This window comes from Nostoc spongiaeforme FACHB-130 (genome assembly GCF_014698475.1).
Classification (GTDB): Bacteria; Cyanobacteriota; Cyanobacteriia; order Cyanobacteriales; family Nostocaceae; genus Nostoc_B; species Nostoc_B spongiaeforme.
In genome coordinates this window covers 154,946-180,117 of record NZ_JACJTB010000005.1, presented here as the reverse complement: position 1 = coordinate 180,117, position 25,172 = coordinate 154,946, and the positions used below count along the sequence as shown (strand labels likewise).

Here is a 25,172-nt window from a genome sequence, read left to right as displayed (position 1 = left end):
CCCGATGAAACAAGCTTCACAAGCTTTGTATGAAAGTGGGACTAGCATTTTTACTCAGCACTTTCAAATCAGGAGGCAGGAGGCAGGAGGGTCACAATAATTCCTACTCCCTACTCCCTACTTTTTTACCGTGTAGCAGCTTTACGTCCACCTGTTTGTAAAGCACCGCCACCTCTTAATCCTGTCCAGCCAATAATAATGTACCCAATTGATAATAAAAGACTGCTAATTCCAATCCGCAAGCCAGATTTCCAAGCATTGTCTCTTGCTTGTTTTTCCGCATCTTCCTTACGCTGACGAATTTGCCCTTTTCGTTGATTTGCCAGTGCTTGAGGATCGGTTTGTTGGGCAATAAATTTGTCCAGTTCTTGCGGATTAGCTTTAAACTTCTGGAGTAGGTCTTTCTGTGATTGTGGTAATTGCGGATTTGCCAGAGCTGCTTTATACTTTTGATCATCTTTCAGCAAGTCAGCAAACTGCGCTTTTGCTTGGGCGCGGAGTTGTTCTAATTGGGCTTTCCCCTGATCTGTATTGAGTTGCGCCTGAAATTGATTTAACTGAGTGTCGAGTTGTTTTTCTGCCTGATCAGCTTCTTGAGTAATTTGAGTGACAGTTTGTGCTTTGGCTTGATTGACATTGTTCAGGTGCAAGGGAAAAATCAACAAGAAAATTAGACCCAAGACACTAGAAAGTATAAACGCTGGCAATCGTAAGTCGATACCTTTAGGGCCGCCATCACTAGCACCATCAATCCAATAGCCAATCAACAGCGAACCTAAGCCCACCATAGGTACAATCCCCCGGTCAACTAGGGCGGTTGCTAAGTTAATTTGCCATCCGCGATCAGTAGGTTGAAAGGGTAGCAATAAAATTAGAAAGTCCAGCAAAAAGGACAAAATTAAAACTGCCCCAATCACTTTGAGACCAAGGGCTGCGTTCCCGGAAGTAAAACGATTAGTCATATTTTCCAAACTTAATAGTGAGTCAGAGTGATTGTCCTATTTAAAGTTACTGGAATATTGTTCCTGTAACTCTGCCTGTTCAATAAAACTATCTCTTATATAGAAAAGGCAAAGGTAATCCTAGTGGATACCTGTAGGTTTGAAACTACACCACGGTAGCACTAGTTAACTTGAGTGTCTTCAGAAAATACATGGTGTTTGAAGATACGAGATTAGCTGATATTCATCAAAAAAACAACTTTTATTTTCAGCTTCTACTCTATAATTTTTCGCAAATAAACTGACTGCTGAAGCACTTCCTGCCAAATAAGCAAATCCTCTGGTCGGTCAACATCAGCCAAAGTTGGTAAGTATATAGATGAGACACCCAGGGTTGCCGCAATATCTACAGTTTGTTTTAATACCTGAGAAGTTCCCCAATCGATGTTAGTGAATAATTCTGGGATGAAGCGACGCACACCAATTAAGTAATAACCACCATCAATAGCTGGCCCTAGTACCAAATTAACAGTTTGTAGTTCTTGAAAAGCTGTTGCCAAAATTTGAGATGTCACACCAGGACAATCGCTACCAATGATAATTACATATTCAGCATTTTTGCTGAAACCATCAACCAGCGATCGCGCCATCCTTGTACCTAAATCGCCTTCACCTTGAGATGCGTAAAGTAATTCCCCACCCAACCAATCTTGCATTAACTCCAAACTACCACCAGCAAACCGCACTTCCACAGAAACATCAATCGCTTTTTGTAATTCTCCAACTTGCAACAGAGTATATTCGGTCATTTGCTGTTGCAAATTAGCAGCACCAATACTCCCCAAAGCTGGTATTAGCCGAGTTTTAGTCTTTCCTGGTTCTGGATAGCGGGTAAAAATAATCAAGTGCTGCTTTTGAATTTCTGATAATTTCAGCACGTAATAACCTTAACTGTTAGCGACTCAAATATTTTAATAGCAATACTTATCGTTTTCATTAGCACTAGAACGCTCTCTGCCCTTTCGCATTGCGCCTAAAATCGTAGAAACATAGACACATCGCCTAGCCTTGCCAGTTTTATAACTGTATAAAGTAATTTGTCCCAACGTTCGCAACGATGTATTCGTACATTCGTCTCCAGGCTGATAAACTGGACAACCTTGGTGGTTAAAAACAACACGCCAAATTGCTTGAGAAGTATGTTTTGGTAAAGTAGTCTCAGATGTATTGCGATTATTTAAATTTTTATCAATTAGAATATTATTTTCTAAATTCTGCCATAAATTGGCATTATTATTCACAGCATCAGAAATAAAAAAATTTACATCTGCTCGATGAACTGCCCACTTCACAACATTATTTTCCTCACGAAAACTTACTTGCCAACTTACTTTTTCTTTTAGAGCTTGGCTTTGAGCTTGACGCATAGCCAAATAAACTTTATCTTGAGCAGTATTAAGACGGCTTCTATCTACAAAAGCTAACCAGTTTGGTAATACCAGCCCAGCTAAAACACCAAACATTAAAACAATGACTAAAATCTCCGGTAATGTAAAGCCACTACAGGAGTCCGCATATAAGATATTTTTTAACTTATCCCTATAAAATAAATGCACCTGAAAATACTTCTAAAATTAATTTAATGATCACGTACCAAGTTTAATTTCCAAAAACTATGTAGTTTTCATTGTGATTCTGTTAAGTATTTTTGTTGATGTTTTTGTTGGTAAAATAACTATTAATGCGATTTTAAGTAGTAATTTAAACGTAAAATCAATTCGTTTTAATCTTGCGGTATCATAAATAAAAAACAAGTATAAAAACCTAGCAGCTAATATTCCTTTTTGTCGATTAAATGGTTCTTGGAGAGCTTTACATACTAGATACTTATAAAGATTAGTCAGGCTTAAATCCCAAACATTTTTATTTACTAATTTTCTAGTATGATATGCACCTTCTAAAACATGTAAACAAGCTTTTTCCTGTCTAACTAAATTAGAAGATAACGAATTAGCACTGACTCTATACAAAATTTGCACTTTCGGAACACAAACAAAAGAATATTTAGTAGCTAATCGCAACCACATATCCCAATCTTGAGCAGCACTTAGTGATTCATCAAAACCACCTAATTCAATTAAAGCTTCTCTATAAATTAATGGATTAGAACCATTTTCTAAAAAGTTACTTACTAATAACCTCTCATACACATCACCATTAACAGTAATATGACTACCTGAAACTAAAAATTTCCCATTTTCATCTATATAATCAGTCCAGCTATAAGCAATCCTCGCATCAATATTATCTTGCAAAACCTCCAACTGACTTACCAACTTATCAGATGTCCAAACATCATCCGCATCTAAGAAACTGACAAATTCTCCAACTGCTTGCTTTAGTCCTCGGTTGCGGCTGACATTACCACCAGCATTTTCAAAAGAAAATACCTTAAGACGTGAGTCTTGAATTTGTGAAACAACATCTAAAGTTGAATCTGTCGAACCATCATTAATAACAATCAACTCAAAATCTGTAAAACTTTGGCTCAATACAGAATCTATAGTTGTTTTAATAGTTTCTTCGCTGTTATAAGTTGGAATAATTACAGAAATTTTTGGAATATTTTGAATGACATTAGTCATGATTTATCCAAGTTATCTACAAATTTATTAGACAAGTAGCATCGTAAAGCATATAAAGGACTCATCATACTAGCCCAATAAAACTCTATTTCAAAAAGTGCAATCAAATTACTGCTTAAACCTCTTCTATACTTAATCAGATGATTTAAAATTCGGCGCAAATTTCCCAAAACAGTTTTGCATAAGATCATTGGTTTTTGCCAATTTTTAGCATTGATTAACCGGAGTTGGAAAATACACAAACCGCAACCACGAGCCAAATTTAACAAGTAACTCTTCTCAAATCGCCAGCGAGGAATTTGATGATAAACCTGCATCGCCGGATTGTACCAAATTTGCCAGCCAGCTTTGTGTATATATAAAAGTGCTTCTGTATCATCACCACTAAGCATTAATTTTCCTAATCGACCTTTGAAAATCAATTGCTGAGGAACACTTTCAAGCCAAGCTTGTTTACGAACCACCAGTGCAGCACCTGGAGGTAATCTTAAATTATCTGCATCAAATCTGTATACTTCCTGCCCATCTTCTCTAACAGCTAAAAAAGCCTGTATTCTGGAAAAATTTTCTGGTGGTTCTACCTCAAATTTTCCATGAATTTGACCACTCCATGCGCCTGCTTGAGGATATTCTTGCCCAAATTGGTAAGACCTGAAAACCCAATCAGTTTCCGGCAAATTATCATCATCTAAAAATGCAATAAGTCTTCCTTGAGCTTCCTTAACCCCACGCGCACGCGCAAATGCGATTCCTTGTTGGGTTTCTAAAAAATATTTTAAACAACAGTTATTAGCATATAAACCCTGATAATTAATAAATACGTTAGCAGTTGAATCTAAACTATTATTATCAATGATAATAATTTCCCAATTTATGTATTCAACACCTGTTTGTTTTAATAAAGCATCCAAAACATTGGGCAGGCGATCTGCTCCATTATATGTAGGAATGACTATAGAAATATCTAAAATACTGTTCATTAATTTAAAAATAAAAAGCCGTGGTTGAATTATTATATTTTGTTATTTAAATATCCATTTTTCCATAAATAAAAAGGACTAATTAAACTACTTAAAAATAGTTGCATTTCACAAGCTGCTACTAGATTATCTTGAAAACTACCTCTGTATTTTAAGAAATGAACAATTATTTTTCGTAAATCATTTCCTAAATAAATCAGAATTATAAATGGTTTATTATAATATTTTGTATTTACCATTCTAGTCACATAACGGCTCAATCCAATACCTCTAAAAAATGGTATTAGGTAATCCCTTTTTAATCTAGATTGTGGTATTTGATGATAAATCTCCATACTCGGATTATACCAAATTTCCCATCCTGATTTTTGGATGTAACATAGTACTTCTAAATCTTCACTAGTCAGCATATTACCAGGAATTCTCCCAGTTAAAATAGTCTTTTGCGGTACACTTTCTAACCAAATTTGTCGCCTAACAACTAATCCCGCCGAAGGAGGAAGTAATTTTTTGTGAGATTCATAGAGTAAGGGTATATTACCACGCTCTGTAATGGCTAAAAAAGGTGCAATGCGCCGTTGAAAATCTTCAGAAGGTTCTACTTCCCAATCTGGATGAATTTGACTACCATAAGCCCCAGTTTTAGGGTATTTCTGAGCAAAAGTATAAGCTTCTGCTACCCAATTTGATAACGGGTAGTTGTCGTCATCAAGAAAACCTATTAATTGACCTGAAGCTTCTGCTACTCCACGTTTTCGCGCGTAAGCTGCTCCTTGTTTAGCTTCAAACACGTACTTTAAAGGGTAAGCATATTGCCAATTTGTTTGATAATTTTTAACAACTTGATCTGTATTATCTGTACTGTTATTGTCTACAACAATAATTTCCCAACTGATATTTTCAGTATGTTGTTGCTGTTGCAGTCGTTCTAATAACTTAGGTAGACGAGTTGCACCGTTATAAGTCGGGATAACTACTGTAAAATCAAGGCTTGCAGTCATATTTTGAAGTTTATACTTTATGGATATTTTTGATTACAAGTTTAAAAAATACAAATATGAAACCTCATACTTAACTAATGTTATGATTTTGTGTTGAATATACAGTATTATGTACTGTATTTTTATGATTTTTTTGCTGAATTTTAATTACACTCATTATTTTTGCCTCTTAGAGTCGAGCCTAAAATAGTTTTTACAATCACACATCGCTTTGTAGAATTATTAGATGCAGCTACGACAATTTTTAATCCTGGTGCTTCTCCTGTTGCTGGTGTAACAAAGTTTGGCAAAGTACCCATGTAGTCAAAAGTGATTGTTTGTGGACTATTTAAGTATGTTGCACTTGTATTCACGGTGGGGTTACTAATGTTTTTACCAGAGCTAACATTCAAATTTGTAAAAAGGCTGATTTGTCCAGATTTGATCCCTAAAGATTCTTGCATAGACTTCCATTGAATATTAGGACTAGATGCTGCTGTAGAGTCAGGATGAATAGCCAACTTAGGAACTTGATTGTCCATTTTAAAACTGACACTGTAGCTGATTTTTTTTTGTTTAGCTTCTTTTTGTGCTTCTTGTATAGCGGCAAAAACCACATCATTAACTTTATTCACTCGTTGCCGATTAAGGAAATTAAACCAGCTAGGAATAGCAATTGTGCCTAATATACCTATCATCAGCACTACAGCAATAACTTCCACCATACTGAAACCAAAATCATTTTGGATATGTTCAGATAGGTATCTATTTTTAGTTCTCTGAAAAAAACTTAAACTTGACCAGTACATATTATATGCTTGATAAATTAACTATGGTATTTATAAAGATCATTTAGTCAACAAAAACCCGCGTCCTTGTACTCGTACACTTGTACTAGGAAAGTAAGCTCTTTGAGAATTTTGATAATTCAGGTTATTGTCTTGTATGCGAGCAAGTGCATTGCCTCTGATGAAAACCTGTGCTAGTACTTCAGCCGCATCAACACAAGTATAAAAACCACTTGTGAGGCTACCCACAAGTTTAGGACTGGCATTTGTACCTGGACAAACTCCACTGGTGTTAGTGCTAATTGAAGGGCTAGTAGTACTAATGAAATCAATTAAAGTTGTAACTGGTTGAGTGTAGCTGGCTGATCCTGTTAACGCAGTTTTCCATTGATTCATTCTTTCTTTAAGTGTAGAACCAGTGATGTTGGGATCAAGTGGTGGAGGACTAAAGCCAGTATTGTTAGTGGTGTTAGTATTAGCTGAATTAACTTGACCTCGAATTTGAAACCTACCAATTCGTGCTTGTTTAGACCAAGTAGTATTACTACCATTGGTATTAGTAATTAAATAGTATGCGACTAATGAATAAGCATAGCCATCATCTCTGGTTGTATCAGTAGCAGAAGTGACACCAACACTACTAGCTAAAAATTCACGTTTCCAAAATACAAGTATTGGTTTACAAACATTTGCATCATTGCAATTAGGGGCTGTTTTGACTGGTGGTATTTGGTCTTGAATACCTGACAGAGTAATATCTGTAGTATTTCTATTTCTTGTTACTCCATCAGCATCATATATGTATATAGCTTGCTGTAAGTCGCGTGCTATGTAATCTATGGCGGCTTGCATTTCTTGTTCTGTGGTTGCTTTGGCTTGTTCTTTACGATCGCCTTCTAAAAGATTGATCATAAATAACATTAAGGGAGTTATGACTAAAAACGCCATAAGCATAGCTACCAATAGTTCAATCAATGTAAAACCCTTGATGTGATCATTTTTTTGGCAATGTTTGAGATGAGTAATCAGAAGAAATTTTAGTGAACTCATAATTTTGTGGCTTCTCGTTTGTTCACAGGTAATTAATAATCAATATTCAATTGCAGCCACCGCTAAAGCGAGCGCAAAGGTCACTATATTTAGGTACGATATCGCTAATATCTGCTGTCATCTCTACTAATGGTGCTGTCCTTTGACCAATACCTGGGGTAAAAGTGCGTTGTGTAGTTTTGCTTGTAGCTGTATTCTTAAGTAGAGTAGCACTGCTTCTAAAAGCATCTGATCTATAAACTCGTAGTCCCAACGTATATCCTGTAATTGCAGGGTTGCTGTTGCTGTTATTTGGGTTGTAGCGAAAAGCTTGCACAACCATATCTGTCAGACTGTTAGCTTCACAGCTATTAGTACTATCAAAATCTACACAATATAAAGATGTCCCTGTTGGCGCTGTGCAGTAAGAGTTAGCAGTGCAGGTAAGAGTTCCCGTAGTTGTGGGTGCAGGATTATTAGAAGGGGTATTCGTTCCACTTTCTGTTGGGGCTGTGATTTTTTGAGTACGAACTGCATCAATGTAAGCTTTAGCTGCTTGCGTTGCTAATTCTACCCGTCGAGATTGTACACGGGTTGCCACAGATAGGGAAAGTACTGGAGCGATCGCAGCCAGCAAAATTGTTACTACCAGTATCGCTACTAAAGACTCAACAATAGTAAAACCAGCTGCTTCATGTGTTTCTGATATTGTTTTCTTGTCCGCTTTATTTGTTGCTAACTGGAGGATCATTTGTTTCCCTATCATGGCAATTTACCCAATATGTACAAAAAACGAATTGTTAGTTGTTTGGTATGGCTGTCAAAGATGGACAATCACTTGGACGATAACTATCAGGAGCTGCGTAAGCAGTTGGTGAGCCTGATGCTGGTTCAACAGCACAAAGTAATGTTTTTACCCAGGCATCATCTCGCCCTACTTCTCTAAAGAACTCGTTTGGACGGCCTGTTGACGGTAAGGTAAATCTTTGAGCAAACAAGTCTGGTTGTTCAGATAACAGCCCAACATCAAACCCCCATTTTCTGTCAGGTGGGGAGTAGCTAGGTAACACACCATCACCGTTCTGTGTGGGGTAATTGTCTAAGGTGTAGTCAAAAAGACTCAAATTATTAGTTGCAGAAGATGTAATTGAGGTTCGAGCATCCAAAATTGGTGCAATAGGCGCTGTGGAATAAGTACTGCGCTTTAACTGAATAAAGCTGCCGCTAATTTTGGCTGTTTTACTTAATGAGTTGAATGTGACAGGCTCTTTGACACTCCAAGCTTCCAAGAACCGCACCAAGTTTTGCAAACCTGCTGAAACTTCCTCTGGCCTACTAGGGCTATTACCTAATACAAAAGTCGCGTTAAATGTGGTGTCAGCACTAGGAAATTGTAACCAATGATATCTATAGTCATCGCCATTTGCCACTCCGGAACTATCAGGTCTCACATTGGCGTTATTAATTGAAGCTGTATCTTCCGCATTATGAATTTGCAAAACTGGTACTAAGCGTGGCTGACCATCTAAATCTGGATTAGTATCCGCATCAGGGCCATCAATAGGTGGATAATAGAACAGCGATTGCACGTTGTAGTAGCGCGTATTAGCAATGTCAGTGGGATTATTGGCGGTGTTGATTATAGTTCTAAACCACAAGGCACTGTTTCCTTTTTTTCCGTAATGAGTCTTTTCTGTTAAAGTCCCAGTAGCATAACTGCATCCGTTATTAGTGTATGTATTTCCAGTGGTATCCAGGGGACAACCGATTCCCATTGGTTTGTAAACAGTGTTTGATCCTACAGTGGCTGTAACTAGTTGATTGGTGTCATTGCGTGCAAAAGCGACTCGACGGGGATAACCGCGATCTGTAATCATTAATGCTTGTTTATCACCTGTATCACCAGCCCCTAGTCTTTGTCTAATACTCTTGCCACTAGAGGTAGGGAAAGCAGCATCCCAATCTGATAAGGCTGTTGTAGCTGCTGTAGCAGAACCGGCAGCATTGGTTATTGCTTTACCTAATTGATAAGCTTTAATGTCTTTTTCAACTAAGCTTTCACCTGAGTCAGAAGTGTCTCCATCAGAATTTAAATCCAATTGAACAGTGTCATCTAAGTCACCATCCCCATTTACATCAAACCCAACCACCCAATCACTTGGTGTACATTGTTCAATTAAGTCTTTACGGCATAATTCCATTACATACATAGGGTAGTCATCAATTCGGCGCTGAATTGGTGTGACACCATTACGTGCATAAGAACCTGCACTTGCTTTGGGGAAATTCTTATTAGTTCCACTACTTTGCCACCAGCTTGCATTGGTAGCAAAATAGTTTTCCCAAAAGCCATTTTTAAGGCGATTTGTTCTGGCAGAATCGGTAGTATCAACTGCAATACCGCTATTATTGTTGAGGTTATAATCACCATCACTACGAAAACCCTCTACAAAACCACCAGATAGCAGAGTCATGGAATCGGCAATCAAAGTTGCAGGTCTCCAATAATCACTTTTTGTACTGTCGCAAGCAGGTAATCTGTTACGACGACAAGCAAATCGAGTTTCTGCGGTACTGCGGTCATAGAAGTTAGTAGTTGGCTCTTTTTCTGTGAATTCCTCTAGTTCCGTTGTACTACCCAGGGTTGGTTGGTGGACATTGAATTTACCCTTGATGTATGCAGGTAAATTAGTAACCAAAATTAAACCTTTTTCTTTGGGATTGTAATCATTGTTATCAGTGTTAGTTTTTCTGGCCAAAGTCTCGCCATTGATGAGACGGATACCATTTGGACGACGTGTAGGGTCAAGTTGAAAATCTGTGGGACTGAGTAATTCCGATTCAGTAGTGGTGTTACTCGCATCACGCAGGGCATCTTCCCTGGAGGCATAAATAATACCACTATAAGGTAGTAAATATTCGCTAACTGCGATGGTAGTGCCACGTAACTGACTTAAATCAATATCAGTTACACGAACTTCTAATGGTTGACGCTGTTCTAAGTCAAGGTCATAGGTGCTGGAATTAGCGGCTGCACTAATCTGCTTTGCTTCTCTCGCATCTAGGAAAGTTGCTTCTTTGATTGCACCATGAGGAGGCTTGTTAGTTAATGAGGTAGCAAAACCAGCCTCATTATTCAGAATTGAAATAGCGCAAAGAGCAGTATCAATTGCGGAATAGTCAACTAACTGCAAACCTGTGCTGGGTACTGTAGTACCAGCACCAATTTTCCCTAGAGCATCTTTTAGTGGTTCATTCACCCAACGCCCGTTAGGAAATTTTAAATTAGCTTGTAGTTGCAGACGGGTTTTATTAGTTGTAAAGCTTCCTCTGCCAGGATAGTTGTAAACAACACCATTGTTTGACCGACCATTTGTGGTATCTATGCCATATCCACCATTTTGATTGACTTTGTTTTTAGCTGTGGTGCTATCGGTTGGGTCATAGTAGCTACTTACGCAAGCAATTGGCTCCTGGTCGGTTCCATAGTCTACTTTGTAGTGATAGACAGCCGTAGCACGCATGAGCAAATCACCTTTTTTTGTGGCATCTGCTGGTGTAGACATAGGCATAGTATCTGGCCAGACAACAGTAGCAGCACTAGTGGCTGGTAAAAAAGAATAAAGACCACGAGGATAAAAGGGGCCAGTTGTTATGTTAACTGTGTTACCAGTACCATCAACATAGATACCAGCACCAGTGATTATTCTGACACCACCGACACTATCTAGGTCATTAATGGGGTTCTCGGCAGCTTTTTCTTCCCAAAAACCATTGCGCTCGGAGATACCTAAGTCTGCGATCGCTTGAATTTGGCTATTACGCCATCTATTTTGATTTTGTGCCGGATCTGGAGAAGGTGGTTCAGTCCACTCAACATTATTACCAGAACTATTTTTCACAAAATATTTACCATCAGAACCAACATATTGACCGTTGAGTAACCATCTTGCAGGTAAATTATTACCAACCAGGACGCGATCGCCTAGATAAAGTTGAGTGCCTTTTTGCTTTTGAAAGGTTGGATAAGTTGCAGATAACCTGGTTTCGTTCAGAGTAATAGTTGTACCAGTTAATTGATTACTGCTATTGATTGGTTCTCTCCAAGTTGCTGGCGGATTTAAACTGGCATTAATAGCTGTATAGCCAGTTGTAGCTGAACCCCCACTAGCAACTTCAGCAAAAGGTACTCTTCTTGTCCTATTTCTCAGATAAATCTCTACTTCATCTGCCAGTACATTTTTAGCTGTAGCCGCATTATCAGTACTAGTATTGACTTTAGCTGCCACATTTCTTTTTACGTCGTCTGGGTATCCACTGCCATTCACTGCTGAAATTAAAGCACTAGCAGTAGTAGCACTCTGACAAGTTGTACAAGCTGCCAATCCATCTATCTTCATACGAGCAATACGCTCGTTATATGCTGTGTCGTTAAATCCAATTTCCGAACCACCTGCACTGTTTGTAGATTTCTCTGTGCTATCAATCTGTTTTGTCGTGATACCTTTTCCAAACCCTCGATAAAGGTCAACGGTAACAGCACTCTGATTTGTAGTTTGGTTCACATTGCCAGTACCTACATTACCGCCTACACTAATCAGTCCATTTTCTTGGTTATAGAAACATGATGTTTTACTACTCACTTGCCGCAAGGTAAGATCACCAGTACCTCTTCCTACTAGTAAGTTACCGTTTGTATGTATTCTGCCGTTCAGCAATAAGTCTGTAGAACCAACGATAATCTCTAAATCATTTTCAAACCAAACAGCATTATTTGGCAGAGGAACACGACTACGGTCTTGCTGAAATTCTAGTGCGGCAACACTTTTGTTTCCTTTATATGGTTCGTATTGACTTTGATTAGTAGTTATTGCACTATATGCCGCTTGAGTTATTGGGACATTCACAGTGTAGACAAAAAAGCTCTTACCAAGATTACCGCTTTGAAGTTGATACCAACTGGAGTTACCGACTAGGCTAGAAAAGCCAGTAGCACTACTACACTGAGTATTTGTAGAGGCATTATCCATCGGTGGAGTTCTAGCTTCTAACGGGTTTCTTTTACGATTAAATTGCCCTGTGTTAGTATTTCGCGTTGGAGTACGAAAGTAAATTCCATAAATAGTAAAAGTATCTTTTTTCCCGTTATTATCTGTATCAACTGCATATTTCCAAGCAGTTTTTAAAGTTTCGTCATTTTCTAACGGTAGAGGATTAGAAGTGGTGCTAGCTTGAATGCCGGATGTGCCATTAAAGTCAGAAGTTATTTTCAGCCGAGTTTCATCACCTAGACTATACTTAGTCTTGTTTAAAGCATCATATAAAGCACTATCAGTAGGAGTTCCTCGTGGTAATGTAGGATCTTCAAGTAGAGCATCTATTTTAGCTCTAGCACGATCAATAGCAGGAGTCGCAGCATTCAGAACAACTTCATTAACTCGCACATTACTAGCGTTTTTAGAACGTTCAAACGAACGAAATAAAATGGCGGTAGTCAATAAAACAACCACCAATGCAACCATAGCTACTGTTGGCAACACAAAACCAGCATTTACAGAGTCTCGCCGTTTCCTGCTGAGAAATAAAGTCCGCAGTAGCCAATTAATCTGCTTTTTTATCGTGAATAAAGAGTACTTACTAAGTTTTTTGGAGATGATTTTGATAATCTTGACCAGCTGGCGTTTTAAAGACATAACTGCTTTCCTGTCAAGTGGTTTGATGCTAATTGATTTTTGGGCAATTGTGAAATTTACCTGTTGAGTGATTCTTCAGGTTAAATAATTTTATTGATGCTAATTTTTGCTTAACCTGTTGAATTAATATCTCAACACAGTAAAACACCAGACAATGATTTTTAAGTTATACCATTGCTAAACTTTTTATATTTTCTGGAAAATACTGATTTTTCCACTTCAATTAATTTGTTGCTGATCTGGGATAAAATACGTAGGCTTCATCTTAACTTTAAAGATGTGTATTGTATGGGCATACAACTTTATGAAGGTATGTTTGACAAGATAAACTTAGACTACCCAGATGGAGAGGAAAAAATATCAATTGAAGATAAAAAACATGAATTAATTAAAAACCTCCCGATTGCAGGGAGGTTGATAGCATCAATATTCAGAATTTATTAGCTATTGATACATTCGTTGCAAGTAATTTCAACGTATATCTCTCGTATCCTTGCGATTACCAAAGATGAGGATGAATAATTTAAAACTAGGTATTTATGTACCTCTTGTACACAAATACCATCTCGTTGAATTCGCCTTGTTTGATGGTTTAGTAATGGTTCAGGTTAATACCTGCTTCTTTAGCCATTGCTTCTAAACCTTTGACTTCTAAGGTTTTGATGGCTTTGGTAGATAGTTTCAGTTTGACCCAACGATTTCCGCCTTGCCACCAAACGCGCTTGGTTTGGAGGTTGACCTGTTGAAGACGCTTTGTACGGCGATGAGAGTGAGAAATTGCAAAGGCGTTATTTGCTTTCTTACCAGTTAGTTGACAGCGACGAGACATAGGAATTTTGATTTCAATACAACCTTTCTATTTTAGGGCTTCGGAAACAGAATCGGGAGAGTGAGTAGTAGGACTAGTACCGCTACGCGGAAGTCAAAAGTCAAAAGTCAAAAGTCAAAAAGCTTATATTACAAGCTTTTAACTAACTTGAAATGGTATTTTTATTTCCACCGCGTTGTACTAGGTAATTAAATTATTTGTTTTGGGGTGTAGGTGTTCAAAACCCTTACACCCATCTCAACAGGCGACTTTTCTGTGTCAGTCTGGTGTTAACAGCCCTACTTACTGACTTGTTCTGTTAGCTTGGTGAGTACATCGTTAGAACGCTCGACAAAAGATTTCATTCCTTCTGCGTCGAATCCTTTTTGAGACATCAGTGCTAAATCATAAACATGTTGACAAATCATGTTGACTAGCTGACCTGTCGGAGATTCTGCGCCATCTTGAATGATGCTACCTTGGTTGAGATTTGCCAGATTTTGAATTAGGGGATGGGCAGTGTTGACTAGTAAGATATGGTCTTCAGGAAATTCTGCGTTTTGCTGCTGCATCATGGCGTTCATTTCTCGCAGGCGGCGGAGAATTTCTGGTAAGAGTACCATTGCAGGGGGTGTTCCTTGAGGATCATCAGATTTTAAAGCTTCGGTGCGAATGTTGACTTTGGGTTTGTTCAGAGCTTTTTCAAAGAGTTCTTTGATGACTTCGCTCTTGGTTTTATTGGTTTTAGGATCAACAATTTCGCCAGATTTGTCTTGATCTAGCAGTGTATTATCTAAGTCAGAGTCTACGCGGCTAAACTTGACATCATTATATTCTCGTTCCAAGAAGTTAATGAAGTGAGTATCAATGAAGGAGTCCATAAATAGAACTTCCAAGCCTTGATTTTTGTGTAGTTCTATGTAAGTGGCTTGGCTGGCTTCATCGGTACTGTAGAAAACGCGGTTTTCGTGGCGTTCTTTGTTGCGTTCTAAGTATTCTTTGATGGTGGTATAAGGAGAGGTGGTAGATTTGGCTGGGCTGACATCTTGCCAAACATCACCTTCTTGAGATTGTACTTCAACGGCGGGAGTTTCAGCCGCTATTTGGTCAAATTTGGCAGTGCTGCGGAAGATGATAATATCTTCGACTTGTTTTTTGAATTTTTCGTCGTTGAGAGTGCCAAACTTGACGAAAGTGCCGAGATCCTTCCAAGCATTAATGTACTGCTCACGGTCATCACGGTACAGTTCTTTGAGGCGATCGCCTACTTTTTTCGCTATATAATCACCGATTTTGCGGACGGTGCGATCGCCTTGTAACGCGCTGCGGGAAACGTTCAACGGAATATCGGTGCTATCAATGACACCCCGCATGGGCATCAGGAATTGCGGAATGATTTCGTCACAGTTGTCACTGACAAAAACTTGATTGCAGAATAACTTGATTTGCCCTTTTGTCACATCCACATCTGGACGCATTTTGGGGAAATACAAAATACCGTTGATAATAAAGGGATAATCTGTATTCAGATGTACCCACAGCAACGGTTCTTCTTGGAAAGGATAAAGATAGCGATAAAACTCTAAATAATCTTCTTTGGTTAAACTGCTAGGAGACTCTCGCCAAGGCGCTTTTTGTCTATTTAATACTTCACCATCCAATTTGATGGGTACTGGCATGAAGTCGCAATAAGTCTTGACAAGATTCTTGATACGTGCTGGTTCTAGATAATCTTCCTCATCTGGCATTAAGGTGAGGGTGATGGTAGTACCGCGAGTAGTGCGGGAAGAGTCATCTAAGGTAAATTCTGGGGAACCATCGCAAATCCAGTGAACTGCTTGTGAACCTTCTTTATAAGATAGGGTATCGATTTCTACCTTTTGCGCCACCATAAAAGAAGAGTAGAAACCTAAACCAAAATGACCGATAATTGGTTGATCTGCTTTCCCTTCATATTTGTGGATAAATTCTTCCGCACTGGAAAAAGCAACTTGGTTAATATATTTTTTGACTTCCTCTGCGGTCATCCCAATACCATTATCGGTAATGGAAAGAGTCTTTTTATCTTTGTCAATAGCAATTTGAATTTCTGGTTCGTCTACATCACCATTGTATTCTCCGGCGCGAGATACCATTTTCAGCTTTTGAATCGCGTCTACAGCATTGGAGACTAATTCCCGCAGGAAAATTTGATGATCTGAGTAAAGGGACTTCTTGATAATCGGAAAAATATTCTCAGTATGAATACTGATAGTGCCTTGTTCTAGCATGATTGGTAGTTTTGGATGATAGTATCTGAAATTTTTAGGTTATGGCGCATACACCTTGGTCTACTGCAATTAGAGGTAAATCCAGATAGTACAGCCAGCCATGATACCAATTAGGATTTTAAAAGCATAGCTTAAGCGATCGCTCTTTGTTCAAGGCTTGTTTGCCCCCAAGCTATGATGCGGATTTCCCTACCTTTGAGAAAGTATGATACTGAGTGAACAATCTTAATTGTTTTCGGTGGTTTTTTCCAAGACTAAAAAATAGTGATAAGGATTTACGGGATCTGTAAATTCTTGTTTTACCTTTAACCCTGCATTACCAATTGATTTTAAAATCCGTTTTTCAGAGTAGCCTTTTAATCCTACTTCCCAGTAATGCTGATCAGATATGGGTTTGGTACTCCAGAATTTGGGGATTTTAAGTGATAGATATCTTGGCCTTGGTATGTCGGAAACTCTTAATTGTAATGCTAAATATAGGCTATTATAAGGAAGCGAAATTACCAAATATTTCTTTGTGGCTGCTGCCAGTTTTTTTAAAGCTTGCTCTGATTGTTCATAAGGCAAGTGTTCTAAGACTTGAAATAGCACAATAACATCAAATTTATCTTTTGGTAATGCAAAATCTTGTGCTAAATCTAAAGTTATATCTGGGTTGAGATGATGATCGATATCTGCTGTAGTTACTTCATAACCATTGCTCTTGAGTATTTCGGTTAATAAGGAATTGTAAATTCCTATTTCTAAAATATGGTTAACTTTTTTACCCAGAGAAAATATCAATCGCAACTGATGGTGATAACTGATAAATCTGTCTTTCGATAAATATTCTGAATTTTTTAGGTCTAATGATGTAATTAGCTGCATAAAAAATTACCTGTTTCATCTAGGTTTAGGGAGTATATGATTCAAGTTTTCCCATAAAATCACTTTAAGTAACAGTTTATAGCTTTTCTCAGTTGGGCGCAGTATGAGTTGATAGGTAGAGAAATGTACCTCATGGAGATGAAAAACGCTGTAAGACAAGAATAAATTTGGCTTAGTATCTTTTACAAACTTGACAGCCAGCTAACTTGTAGGATAAGTTTCATTTGATGACCTTTCGTCCCACATATTGAAGTGGGTAGGAGGCGATGTATGATTGGCAGTATTTCTTTAATGGCGATCGCACTTATCTAAATCAAGGTTCTTACCGCATATTTGAACCGGAGTGGAAAGCCGAAATTCTCCACTGGTTCAGTCGAGAGGATGTCGATAAGCAGCAAAAAGAAGATTTTATCCAGGCTTTAATAGATTTTGATGACGGTTGCGGCGGTTTTTATCGCTATCGCGCCTATTTTCTGGCTGCTGAGGCTATAGCTAAGTTTCCCGAATGCAGTTTGGCTGATAGGATTGTCGCACAACTGCTCAAATGGAGTTATGGCTATTTTCGTCAAGATAAGCGAGATTGGCAGATATTACCCCAACCTTTGGTAGAGAGGGCGAGAAAAACGCTGGAATTAACCGACAGAAAAAGAGTAGTTGCGGCTTTTGTTCATTTGGTACATACGACTGAAAGCCGCACAATTATGCGACTCGCGGCGGAGAAGTTAGGAAAACTCGATCCAGGTAATAAAAGTGCGATCGCAGCTTTGGCGTTAATGCCAATTGCTGAGGATGAATACGGTTTTTGTGGGCGAAGTTACAGCCTTGCTGAAATAGGTGTAGGCGATGAAACGGCAATTACTACTTTTATTCACGAAATCCAAACTAACCCAGATGCCGAATCTTGTTCCCAGAGCATATCAGGTTTGGGCAAAATAGCTCATGGAAATGAAACTGCGATCGCCGCTTTAATTCACCTGATAGAAACCACCCAGAATAAACGCAACTGTCAAGAAGCGATCGCTTCTTTGAGGAGAATTGCTTCTGGGAATCAAAATGCGATCGTGGCTCTCGGCAAATTTTTACAGACAAACCAGGGCGATACGATCTGCTATGTTGCCGCTTGTGCTTTATGGACAATTGATACAGGAAACCAAACTGCAATACAGGCTTTAGTTAATATCATTGCAACTTCAGCCAGGGGCTATTTAGTAGATTCAGCCGCAGCATATTTGTTAGAAATTTCTCCTAAAAACCAAGAGGCGATCGCATCTCTGTTAGAAATCATAGAGAATACTAAAAACGAATCTCTCCTGTATACAGCCGCTTTTTATTTATGGCAATTCGAGCCTGTTAATCCACAGGTAATTAGCACATTATCCCAGCTAATTCAAAGCACTCAAGATGAATCAGTGCGTTATTATGCAGCATATAGTCTGCTAAAATTTGATCCAGGTAATGCACAGGCGATCGCTGCTTTGTACGAAATACTAGAAAGCGGGCAGACTGAATGGAGACGTTTACAAGTAGCTAAAACATTACTCAAAACTGATGAGTATAGTCACAAAGCAATTCAAACTGTATGTGAGCTAGTGAAATCACCAGATAAGTGGATATTTTCTGATGCGATCGCAGCTTTCTTGCAAGTGCTAGATCCCAATCATCCTCTAACAATTGACACCTACATTCATCTCCTAAATACCACTAAAAACACATCAATTCTGATGGATGTCATTTGGAGTTTACAACGGCTCAATCTAGACAACAAATTATTCCAAGAAAAATTGACTGAACTTATTTCTTCTCTAGTTCAACTGATTCAGACCTTTGTAGATTCTGATGAGCAAAATAGTTGTAGTATTCAGTCTACAACTACTCTATCTTATGAATCCTATCTGTTAGATATAGCTGACAGTTTAAATAAAATCCTGCCAGTTGAATATTTGCCACAAGTCCTCACATCTTTAAAAGACTATTTGAACCAACAATTTTACAAAAATAGTTCTTATCGCTATGAGGCTGTATTTAAAATTATCTTGCATTGTGCTGAAAATCTAAATTATCCAGAGTTTTACCAACTTTGGCACAGCTAATAAATTAAAAAGCTACGCAGAGAAATATTTTAATTCTCTCTGCGTAACTTTGCGTTAAACAACAATCTCACCACTCATTCGCTGTTCCAACAAATCCAATAACCCATCTACATCTTTACCAAGTTGGGCAAAACATTCAGGCGGTGTTGGTTCTGGTGCAAACTGAATTAACTTAACTTCTCCCTTACCAATACCTATCATCAAAACTTCTACTTCTGGCTGATGATGTTCAATAATTCCTAAAATCTCTTGCAGGCGATTTTCCACATTCTCGTTTAATTTCTCTACCGCTTCTTGGGGACAATAAACAAAGTGGGGAGTTGGCTGTAAATCGATGCCGATAGTACCCTGACTGTTGCCATTTTCTAACCATAATGCCCAAGATAACGCCGCCAATTCTTTTTGATTCGCTTTCACAAACCTATCCAACTGACTACGCCACTTACTATCACCTGTCTCCGGCTGGGTACTACCAAACATCATTTATTTGCGCCTTTGCGCCTCTGCGCGAAACTTATCTTAAACCACTCTGCACACGCCACAAACTAGCGTAAACTCCATTTCTTTCCAACAACTCCTCATGGGTTCCCGACTCGACTAATTGTCCATATTCCATGACATATATACAGTCGGCATTACGAATTGTGGAAAGACGATGAGCGATCGCAATTGTGGTTCTATCTACTGTAATCTTTTCTAGCGATCGCTGGATAGCGGCTTCGGTTTCATTATCTACAGCTGATGTCGCCTCATCTAAAATCAAAATTGGCGGATTCTTTAACACTGCACGAGCGATCGCAATTCTTTGGCGTTGTCCACCAGATAACTTTTGTCCCCGTTCCCCGACAATTGTCTCATAACCTTGGGGCAGATTTTGAATAAATTCATGGGCTTCTGCCACCTTCGCCGCTTGGATGATTTCTTCGGTAGTCGCATCAAACGTGCCGTAAGCAATATTCTCCGCTACCGTACCATGAAAAAGAAACACATCTTGGCTAACTAAGCCAATACAACGGCGTAAATCACGCAAACCTAAGTCTTGAATATCCACTCCATCTACCGTAATACTGCCGTTTTCCACCTCATAAAACCGCAGTAACAGCTTCACCAAAGTACTTTTCCCGGAACCCGTCGAACCAACAATGGCGATGGTTTTACCAGCCGGAATCAGCAAAGATAAATCAGTAATTACCGATAATCTATCTTTATAAGCAAAAGTCACATTTTTAAACTGTACTTCGCCGCGCACATTCTCCACAGGTAAGGCGATATTTCCGGGATGAATTGCAATTGGTGTATCTAATAAATTCATCACGCGGTTAGTTGAAGCCATCGCCCGTTGATATTGGTCAAAGGTATCACCTAACCTAGTTAAAGGCCACAACAACCGTTGAATTAAAAACACCAACACGCTGTAAGTGCCAACAGTCATTTGTCCCGCAACCGCAGCCATTCCACCATATAATAGTAATGCGGTGAAACCAACTAAAATCAGCATCCGAATCAGGGGAACAAATGCAGCTGAGAGTTTAATTGCTTTCGAGTTACTTTTTTTGTAAGCTTCACTGTCTTGGGCTAAACGATAACTTTCATAATCTTCGGCGGTGAAACTTTTAATAGTAGTAATCCCACTTAAATTATTTACTAGTCGCCCATTTAAATAACCTACCTTTTCGCGCACATCAGCGTAACGCGGTGCAAGCAGGCGTTGAAAAGCAAAGGAACCCCAAAGAATAAAGGGCATCGGCGACATCGCCATCCACGCTACACTAGGAGCCAAGATAAAGAAAGCTCCACCAATAATGACTACTGTCGTGGCTACCTGGATAATGTCATTAGCTCCCACATCCAAAAAACGCTCTAGTTGGTTGATATCATCACTGAGGATAGACATCAAACCACCAGTACTGCGTTCCTCAAAATAAGCTAATTCCAAATCTTGTAGATGGTTGTAAGCATCCAGTCTCAGGTTATGCTGAATATTTTGCGCCAAATTGCGCCAAAGTTTGGCGTAAGTGTACTCAAAAACTGACTCTAGTATCCAGATGACAACTGTGAGTAGGGAAATAATTAAAAATTGTCCAAAGACATCTTTGACACCCAACTGGGCAATGATAGAATCCTGCTGTTTGACTACCACATCCACCGCTACACCAATTAACCCCGGTGGCGCTAAATCAAACAGTTTGTTCAGAATAGAACAACCAATTGCCAACCAGATTTGTTTACGATACTGGTGTCCGTAGTCAAGCAGGCGGTGGAGGGGATGCACTGAATGTCTACGCTGGTTTAATATCTGACGAGAATTAAATGCTATGGCCACAGTCGTTTAAAATTGTGTGCATTTGATAATAACACGCAGAGGACGTATCTGACTTTTGTAGAATTTAGCCAGACTCAACAGGCAAATAAAGTCTCACAATCATACTGGAGTTGCGGGAAAATCCAAAAGGAGATACAACCTTGAGAAATCAACAATTTGGCAATTGGCAAACTACAATTTTAGGAATTTTGTTAGGAATACTGGTGATTATTGGGCTGAATGCCTTTATCATTATCAATCCAGGGCAAGCAGGCGTGATTAGTATTTTGGGTAAAGCTAGAGATGGTGCTTTATTGGAGGGAATTCATTTGAAACCGCCCTTGATTTCCGTGATCGATGTGTATGATTTAACAGTGCAGAAATTTGAAGTGCCAGCCGAAAGTTCGACCAAAGATTTACAAAATTTATCGGCACGATTCGCCATTAACTTCCGTCTTGATCCTTCACAGGTAGTAGAAGTGAGAAGAAGACAAGGAACTTTAGAAAATATAGTATCAAAAATCATTGCTCCCCAAACCCAAGAAGCATTTAAAATTGCAGCAGCTAAAAGAACAGTAGAAGAGGCTATTACTAAACGGAGTGAACTAAAAGAAGACTTTGATAATGCGTTAGGCGATCGCTTAGACAAATACGGAATAATTGTGCTAGATACTAGTGTAGTTGACTTGACTTTCTCGCCCGAATTTGCCAGAGCCGTAGAAGAAAAACAAATTGCCGAACAACGCGCCCAAAGAGCCGTTTATATAGCCAGAGAAGCAGAACAAGAAGCCCAGGCAGAAATTAATCGCGCTAAAGGTAAAGCCGAAGCACAAAGACTTTTAGCCGAGACTCTCAAAGCTCAAGGCGGACAGTTAGTTTTGCAAAAAGAAGCAATTGAAGCATGGAAAACAGGTGGCGCACAAATGCCGAAAGTTTTGGTTATGGGTGATAAATCCCAAAGTAGTGTACCCTTTATTTTCAACCTGGGGAATGTTCCTAATCAACAATAATTTAGGTAAATTAACCAAATATCCAATCATCAATGATTTACAAACATCTCTGCCTTGTCTACCTTCCCTTGTCTTTTTTGTTCAGATATCCAATAGGGCTGCCATATATTTCACAGTGCCACTTTTAGATTACAGATTGTAGATTTTTTGGCTTTATACCAGGAAACTTACCCACTCAAATTGTTTCCCTTTGTAGCTGAAGATAAGATCAAAATCCCCAATCTAAAATTGATTCTGTTCACCTCACACAAAAGGCAAATTCTCGAAAACCATGATTAAATCTATGCCAAACTCCAACCAACTCCCCCTGACTGTTGCTGATGCTCGAAAATTCCTCAACAAATTCAACTGTTTAGATATTGCCCCAGTCCTTGATAATGCCGAAAAAGCCTTGGTGCGTCAGTCTTTAATCTTAATTACCAAACTTTCTGACTATCAAATATTAGGAATTTGTGCTGACACCGCCGCCGAAGCCCTACTGGCGATGAAAACTTACTCACGGGCTTTAGGTTATGGAGTCCCGACTGATTTACCCACCACCGAAGGGCCAGTCTATATCAAATTAAATGGCAAAAATGGTCTGTGCTATCTTGATTCCTACGCTGGACATCATCGCGGTGTATTAGTATCTTGCCAATCTTATGACGAAAGAGGAATCAACGAAATGTATGGACATCTACCCCTCGATTTATTTGCCTAAAATTTGGGAGAATGTAGGTAAGGTAAGCACCTTGCCTACTGGCTGGCGATCGCAAATAGCAAATCCATATCATGAGTATTATTACACTCCAATCTGTTAAAAAAGATTTTGGCATCAAAGAAATATTAAAAGACGCTAACTTTAGCATTGATGCTAATGATAAAGTTGGTTTAATTGGTACTAATGGTTCTGGTAAATCAACTCTATTAAAAATGATTGCCGGGCTAGAAACATTTGATAGTGGGCAAATTATCACTAGCTCTGGTGCTAAAATCATCTACCTACCTCAGCAACCAGATTTAGATGCAAATCGCACAGTTTTAGAACAAGTTTTTGCTGACAGTGGCGAACAAATGACGCTGGTACGTCAGTACGAAGAACTATCAGATAAACTCGCTCATTATCCTGAAGATACTCAGTTAATGTCGCGCCTATCTAGCGTTATGCAAAGGATGGACGCAACAGGTGCATGGGAATTGGAAACTAACGCGAAAATAATCCTCACAAAATTAGGAATTGCCGATTTTGATGCACCCATAGCCACATTATCAGGGGGATATCGTAAGCGCATAGCCTTAGCCACAGCCTTACTTGCAGAACCCGATGTTTTGCTGATGGATGAGCCGACAAACCATTTAGATGCACTCTCTGTAGAATGGTTACAAAGTTATTTAAATCGCTTTCGCGGCGCATTATTATTAATCACGCATGATCGCTATTTCTTAGATAAAGTCACCAATCGCATCATCGAAATCGATAGAGGTGATATTTACACGTACACAGGCAATTATTCATATTACCTTGAAAAGAAAGCCCTAGCTGAAGAATCAGCAGGCAGTACTCAACGCAAACATCAAGGAGTATTGCGGCGAGAATTAGAATGGTTAAAACGTGGCCCTAAAGCTAGAAGTACCAAACAAAAAGCTAGAATTCAGCGCATCCAAGCTATGCGCGAAACCGAATTTAAGCAAGGTTTAGGCAAAGTAGATATTTCTACAGTCAGCCGCCGCATTGGTAAAAAAGTCATTGACATTCAAAATATTTCTAAAGCTTATAACGATAGAACTCTCATTAAAGATTTTACTTACGAATTCAGCCCCGAAGACCGAATTGGCATTATTGGCGGGAACGGCGCAGGTAAGTCTACTTTAATGAATATGATTACCGGACGTATACAGCCAGATTCAGGTAATGTAGAGATTGGTTCAACAATTCACATCGGTTATTTTGACCAACATTCTGAAGAGTTACTCACAGCTTTGAATGAAAATCAGCGTGTGATTGACTACATCAAAGAAGAAGGCGAATTTGTGCAAATTGCCGATGGCACAAAAATTACTGCATCCCAAATGTTAGAGAGGTTTCTATTTCCAGGAAACCAACAGTATGCACCGATTCATAAACTTTCTGGTGGCGAAAAACGCCGCTTATTTTTATTGCGTATATTGATTAGTGCGCCCAATGTGTTAATTTTAGACGAACCTACCAATGATTTAGATGTACAGACATTGGCAGTTTTAGAAGATTATTTAGAAGACTTTTCTGGTAGTGTAATTGTAGTTTCGCACGATCGCTACTTTTTAGACCGCACTGTAGACACAATCTTTGCCTTAGAAGAAGGTGGAAATATCCGGCAATATCCTGGTAATTATTCTGTTTATCTCGATTATAAAAAAGCTGAAGAAATAGCACAACAAGAAGCCAATAAAAATCAAGAAAAATCCAAAAACTCTGAATTTCAAACCCCAACTCCTGCAAAGTATAACGACACCAAAAAACGCCGTAGATTATCCAATTGGGAAAAGCGAGAATTTGAACAATTAGAAGCTAAAATTTCTCAATTAGAAGCCGAAAAAGCCGCAGCCGAAACAGCAATGAATAAAGTTGTGCCAGGTAATTATAGCCAAGTACAGCAACTCTACGAACAAGTAGAAAACCTCAAACAAGCAATTGATACCGCTACAGAACGCTGGTTAGAATTAGCCGAAATCGAATCTTAAAATTAATGAAGCTTTCTTGAAGTTTTGCTGATTTGTCCTGGTAGAGTCTGTCATCCCTTGCCCTTTGGT

The 25,172-nt window shown here is 38.8% G+C and carries 19 protein-coding genes; 4 read left to right on the top strand and 15 right to left on the bottom strand.

Annotated features, from left to right (window positions below; all coding sequences use genetic code 11):
* Positions 1-125: 125 nt before the first annotated feature.
* The 13 genes from hpsJ-B to H6G74_RS07070 all read right to left on the bottom strand — a co-directional run bounded on the left by hpsJ-B (position 126) and on the right by H6G74_RS07070 (position 17,001).
* Positions 126-962 carry a hormogonium polysaccharide biosynthesis protein HpsJ gene (hpsJ-B, locus tag H6G74_RS07130; protein WP_190967015.1) on the bottom strand — a complete coding sequence of 279 codons (837 nt, stop codon included), beginning with the start codon at positions 960-962 and terminating at the stop codon, positions 126-128.
* 254 nt (positions 963-1,216) lie between these two features.
* The gene (locus tag H6G74_RS07125) at positions 1,217-1,879 is read right to left on the bottom strand and encodes a TIGR04282 family arsenosugar biosynthesis glycosyltransferase (RefSeq protein ID WP_190967014.1); all 663 of its coding nucleotides are present in this window, start codon (positions 1,877-1,879) and stop codon (positions 1,217-1,219) included.
* 33 nt (positions 1,880-1,912) lie between these two features.
* Complete coding sequence (locus H6G74_RS07120; protein ID WP_199340919.1) at positions 1,913-2,464, bottom strand: pilus assembly FimT family protein; 552 nt, start codon at positions 2,462-2,464, stop codon at positions 1,913-1,915.
* Positions 2,465-2,614: 150 nt separating this feature from the next.
* Positions 2,615-3,586: a glycosyltransferase gene (locus H6G74_RS07115; protein WP_190967012.1), complete on the bottom strand. Its 972-nt coding sequence runs from the start codon at positions 3,584-3,586 to the stop codon at positions 2,615-2,617.
* A complete protein-coding gene (hpsE, locus tag H6G74_RS07110) occupies positions 3,583-4,566 on the bottom strand; it encodes a hormogonium polysaccharide biosynthesis glycosyltransferase HpsE (protein WP_190967011.1) in 984 nt (327 codons plus the stop codon). Before hpsE (H6G74_RS07110) ends, H6G74_RS07115 begins: the two co-directional genes overlap by 4 nt.
* A gap of 32 nt (positions 4,567-4,598) precedes the next feature.
* Positions 4,599-5,567, bottom strand: coding sequence for a hormogonium polysaccharide biosynthesis glycosyltransferase HpsE (gene hpsE / locus H6G74_RS07105; protein WP_190967010.1), 969 nt, complete (start codon positions 5,565-5,567; stop codon positions 4,599-4,601).
* Between the two features lie 143 nt (positions 5,568-5,710).
* The gene (locus H6G74_RS07100) at positions 5,711-6,271 is read right to left on the bottom strand and encodes a pilus assembly FimT family protein (protein ID WP_199340918.1); all 561 of its coding nucleotides are present in this window, start codon (positions 6,269-6,271) and stop codon (positions 5,711-5,713) included.
* Positions 6,272-6,394: 123 nt separating this feature from the next.
* Positions 6,395-7,384 carry a hormogonium polysaccharide secretion pseudopilin HpsC gene (hpsC, locus tag H6G74_RS07095; RefSeq protein ID WP_190967009.1) on the bottom strand — a complete coding sequence of 330 codons (990 nt, stop codon included), beginning with the start codon at positions 7,382-7,384 and terminating at the stop codon, positions 6,395-6,397.
* Positions 7,385-7,430: 46 nt separating this feature from the next.
* A complete protein-coding gene (gene hpsB / locus H6G74_RS07090; RefSeq protein WP_242051171.1) occupies positions 7,431-8,129 on the bottom strand; it encodes a hormogonium polysaccharide secretion pseudopilin HpsB in 699 nt (232 codons plus the stop codon).
* Positions 8,130-8,163: 34 nt separating this feature from the next.
* Entirely contained in the window at positions 8,164-13,056 is a 4,893-nt protein-coding gene (hpsA, locus tag H6G74_RS07085; protein WP_190967008.1) for a hormogonium polysaccharide biosynthesis protein HpsA, read from the bottom strand.
* A 592-nt stretch (positions 13,057-13,648) separates the two neighbouring features.
* On the bottom strand, positions 13,649-13,885 hold the full coding sequence (gene rpmB, locus H6G74_RS07080) for a 50S ribosomal protein L28 (RefSeq protein WP_190967007.1): 237 nt from the start codon (positions 13,883-13,885) through the stop codon (positions 13,649-13,651).
* Positions 13,886-14,163: 278 nt separating this feature from the next.
* Positions 14,164-16,134, bottom strand: a complete 1,971-nt coding sequence (htpG, locus tag H6G74_RS07075; protein ID WP_190967006.1) for a molecular chaperone HtpG — start codon at positions 16,132-16,134, stop codon at positions 14,164-14,166.
* Positions 16,135-16,359: 225 nt separating this feature from the next.
* Positions 16,360-17,001 carry a class I SAM-dependent methyltransferase gene (locus H6G74_RS07070; RefSeq protein WP_190967005.1) on the bottom strand — a complete coding sequence of 214 codons (642 nt, stop codon included), beginning with the start codon at positions 16,999-17,001 and terminating at the stop codon, positions 16,360-16,362.
* Between the two features lie 266 nt (positions 17,002-17,267).
* Here H6G74_RS07070 and H6G74_RS07065 point away from each other — a divergent pair, with 266 nt between their 5' ends.
* Entirely contained in the window at positions 17,268-19,091 is a 1,824-nt protein-coding gene (locus tag H6G74_RS07065; protein ID WP_190967004.1) for a HEAT repeat domain-containing protein, read from the top strand.
* Positions 19,092-19,145: 54 nt separating this feature from the next.
* Here the strand turns inward: H6G74_RS07065 and ccmS are convergent, their stop codons facing one another.
* Both ccmS and H6G74_RS07055 read right to left on the bottom strand, forming a co-directional pair.
* On the bottom strand, positions 19,146-19,574 hold the full coding sequence (gene ccmS, locus H6G74_RS07060; RefSeq protein WP_190967003.1) for a beta-carboxysome assembly chaperone CcmS: 429 nt from the start codon (positions 19,572-19,574) through the stop codon (positions 19,146-19,148).
* Between the two features lie 31 nt (positions 19,575-19,605).
* Entirely contained in the window at positions 19,606-21,414 is a 1,809-nt protein-coding gene (locus H6G74_RS07055; RefSeq protein ID WP_190967002.1) for an ABC transporter ATP-binding protein, read from the bottom strand.
* Between the two features lie 140 nt (positions 21,415-21,554).
* Here H6G74_RS07055 and H6G74_RS07050 point away from each other — a divergent pair, with 140 nt between their 5' ends.
* The 3 genes from H6G74_RS07050 (at position 21,555) to H6G74_RS07040 (ending at position 25,103) form a co-directional block, all read left to right on the top strand.
* On the top strand, positions 21,555-22,403 hold the full coding sequence (locus tag H6G74_RS07050) for a prohibitin family protein (RefSeq protein ID WP_190967001.1): 849 nt from the start codon (positions 21,555-21,557) through the stop codon (positions 22,401-22,403).
* A 283-nt stretch (positions 22,404-22,686) separates the two neighbouring features.
* A complete protein-coding gene (locus H6G74_RS07045; RefSeq protein WP_242048725.1) occupies positions 22,687-23,103 on the top strand; it encodes a DUF1824 family protein in 417 nt (138 codons plus the stop codon).
* Positions 23,104-23,174: 71 nt separating this feature from the next.
* Positions 23,175-25,103 carry an ABC-F family ATP-binding cassette domain-containing protein gene (locus H6G74_RS07040; RefSeq protein ID WP_190967000.1) on the top strand — a complete coding sequence of 643 codons (1,929 nt, stop codon included), beginning with the start codon at positions 23,175-23,177 and terminating at the stop codon, positions 25,101-25,103.
* The last annotated feature ends 69 nt before the right edge of the window (positions 25,104-25,172 follow it).

Excerpts from the sequence above, each read along its gene's own strand:
- H6G74_RS07115 (WP_190967012.1), bottom strand. The coding sequence starts at position 3,586 with ATGACTAATGTCATTCAAAATATTCCAAAAATTTCTGTAATTATTCCA.
- hpsE (WP_190967011.1), bottom strand. The coding sequence starts at position 4,566 with ATGAACAGTATTTTAGATATTTCTATAGTCATTCCTACATATAATGGA.
- H6G74_RS07040 (WP_190967000.1), top strand. The coding sequence starts at position 23,175 with ATGAGTATTATTACACTCCAATCTGTTAAAAAAGATTTTGGCATCAAA.
- hpsJ-B (WP_190967015.1), bottom strand. The coding sequence starts at position 962 with ATGACTAATCGTTTTACTTCCGGGAACGCAGCCCTTGGTCTCAAAGTG.
- H6G74_RS07120 (WP_199340919.1), bottom strand. The coding sequence starts at position 2,464 with ATGTTTGGTGTTTTAGCTGGGCTGGTATTACCAAACTGGTTAGCTTTT.
- htpG (WP_190967006.1), bottom strand. The coding sequence starts at position 16,134 with ATGCTAGAACAAGGCACTATCAGTATTCATACTGAGAATATTTTTCCG.
- hpsB (WP_242051171.1), bottom strand. The coding sequence starts at position 8,129 with ATGATAGGGAAACAAATGATCCTCCAGTTAGCAACAAATAAAGCGGAC.
- ccmS (WP_190967003.1), bottom strand. The coding sequence starts at position 19,574 with ATGATGTTTGGTAGTACCCAGCCGGAGACAGGTGATAGTAAGTGGCGT.
- hpsC (WP_190967009.1), bottom strand. The coding sequence starts at position 7,384 with ATGAGTTCACTAAAATTTCTTCTGATTACTCATCTCAAACATTGCCAA.
- hpsA (WP_190967008.1), bottom strand. The coding sequence starts at position 13,056 with ATGTCTTTAAAACGCCAGCTGGTCAAGATTATCAAAATCATCTCCAAA.
- hpsE (WP_190967010.1), bottom strand. The coding sequence starts at position 5,567 with ATGACTGCAAGCCTTGATTTTACAGTAGTTATCCCGACTTATAACGGT.
- H6G74_RS07065 (WP_190967004.1), top strand. The coding sequence starts at position 17,268 with ATGTATGATTGGCAGTATTTCTTTAATGGCGATCGCACTTATCTAAAT.
- H6G74_RS07045 (WP_242048725.1), top strand. The coding sequence starts at position 22,687 with ATGCCAAACTCCAACCAACTCCCCCTGACTGTTGCTGATGCTCGAAAA.
- rpmB (WP_190967007.1), bottom strand. The coding sequence starts at position 13,885 with ATGTCTCGTCGCTGTCAACTAACTGGTAAGAAAGCAAATAACGCCTTT.
- H6G74_RS07070 (WP_190967005.1), bottom strand. The coding sequence starts at position 17,001 with ATGCAGCTAATTACATCATTAGACCTAAAAAATTCAGAATATTTATCG.
- H6G74_RS07100 (WP_199340918.1), bottom strand. The coding sequence starts at position 6,271 with ATGGTGGAAGTTATTGCTGTAGTGCTGATGATAGGTATATTAGGCACA.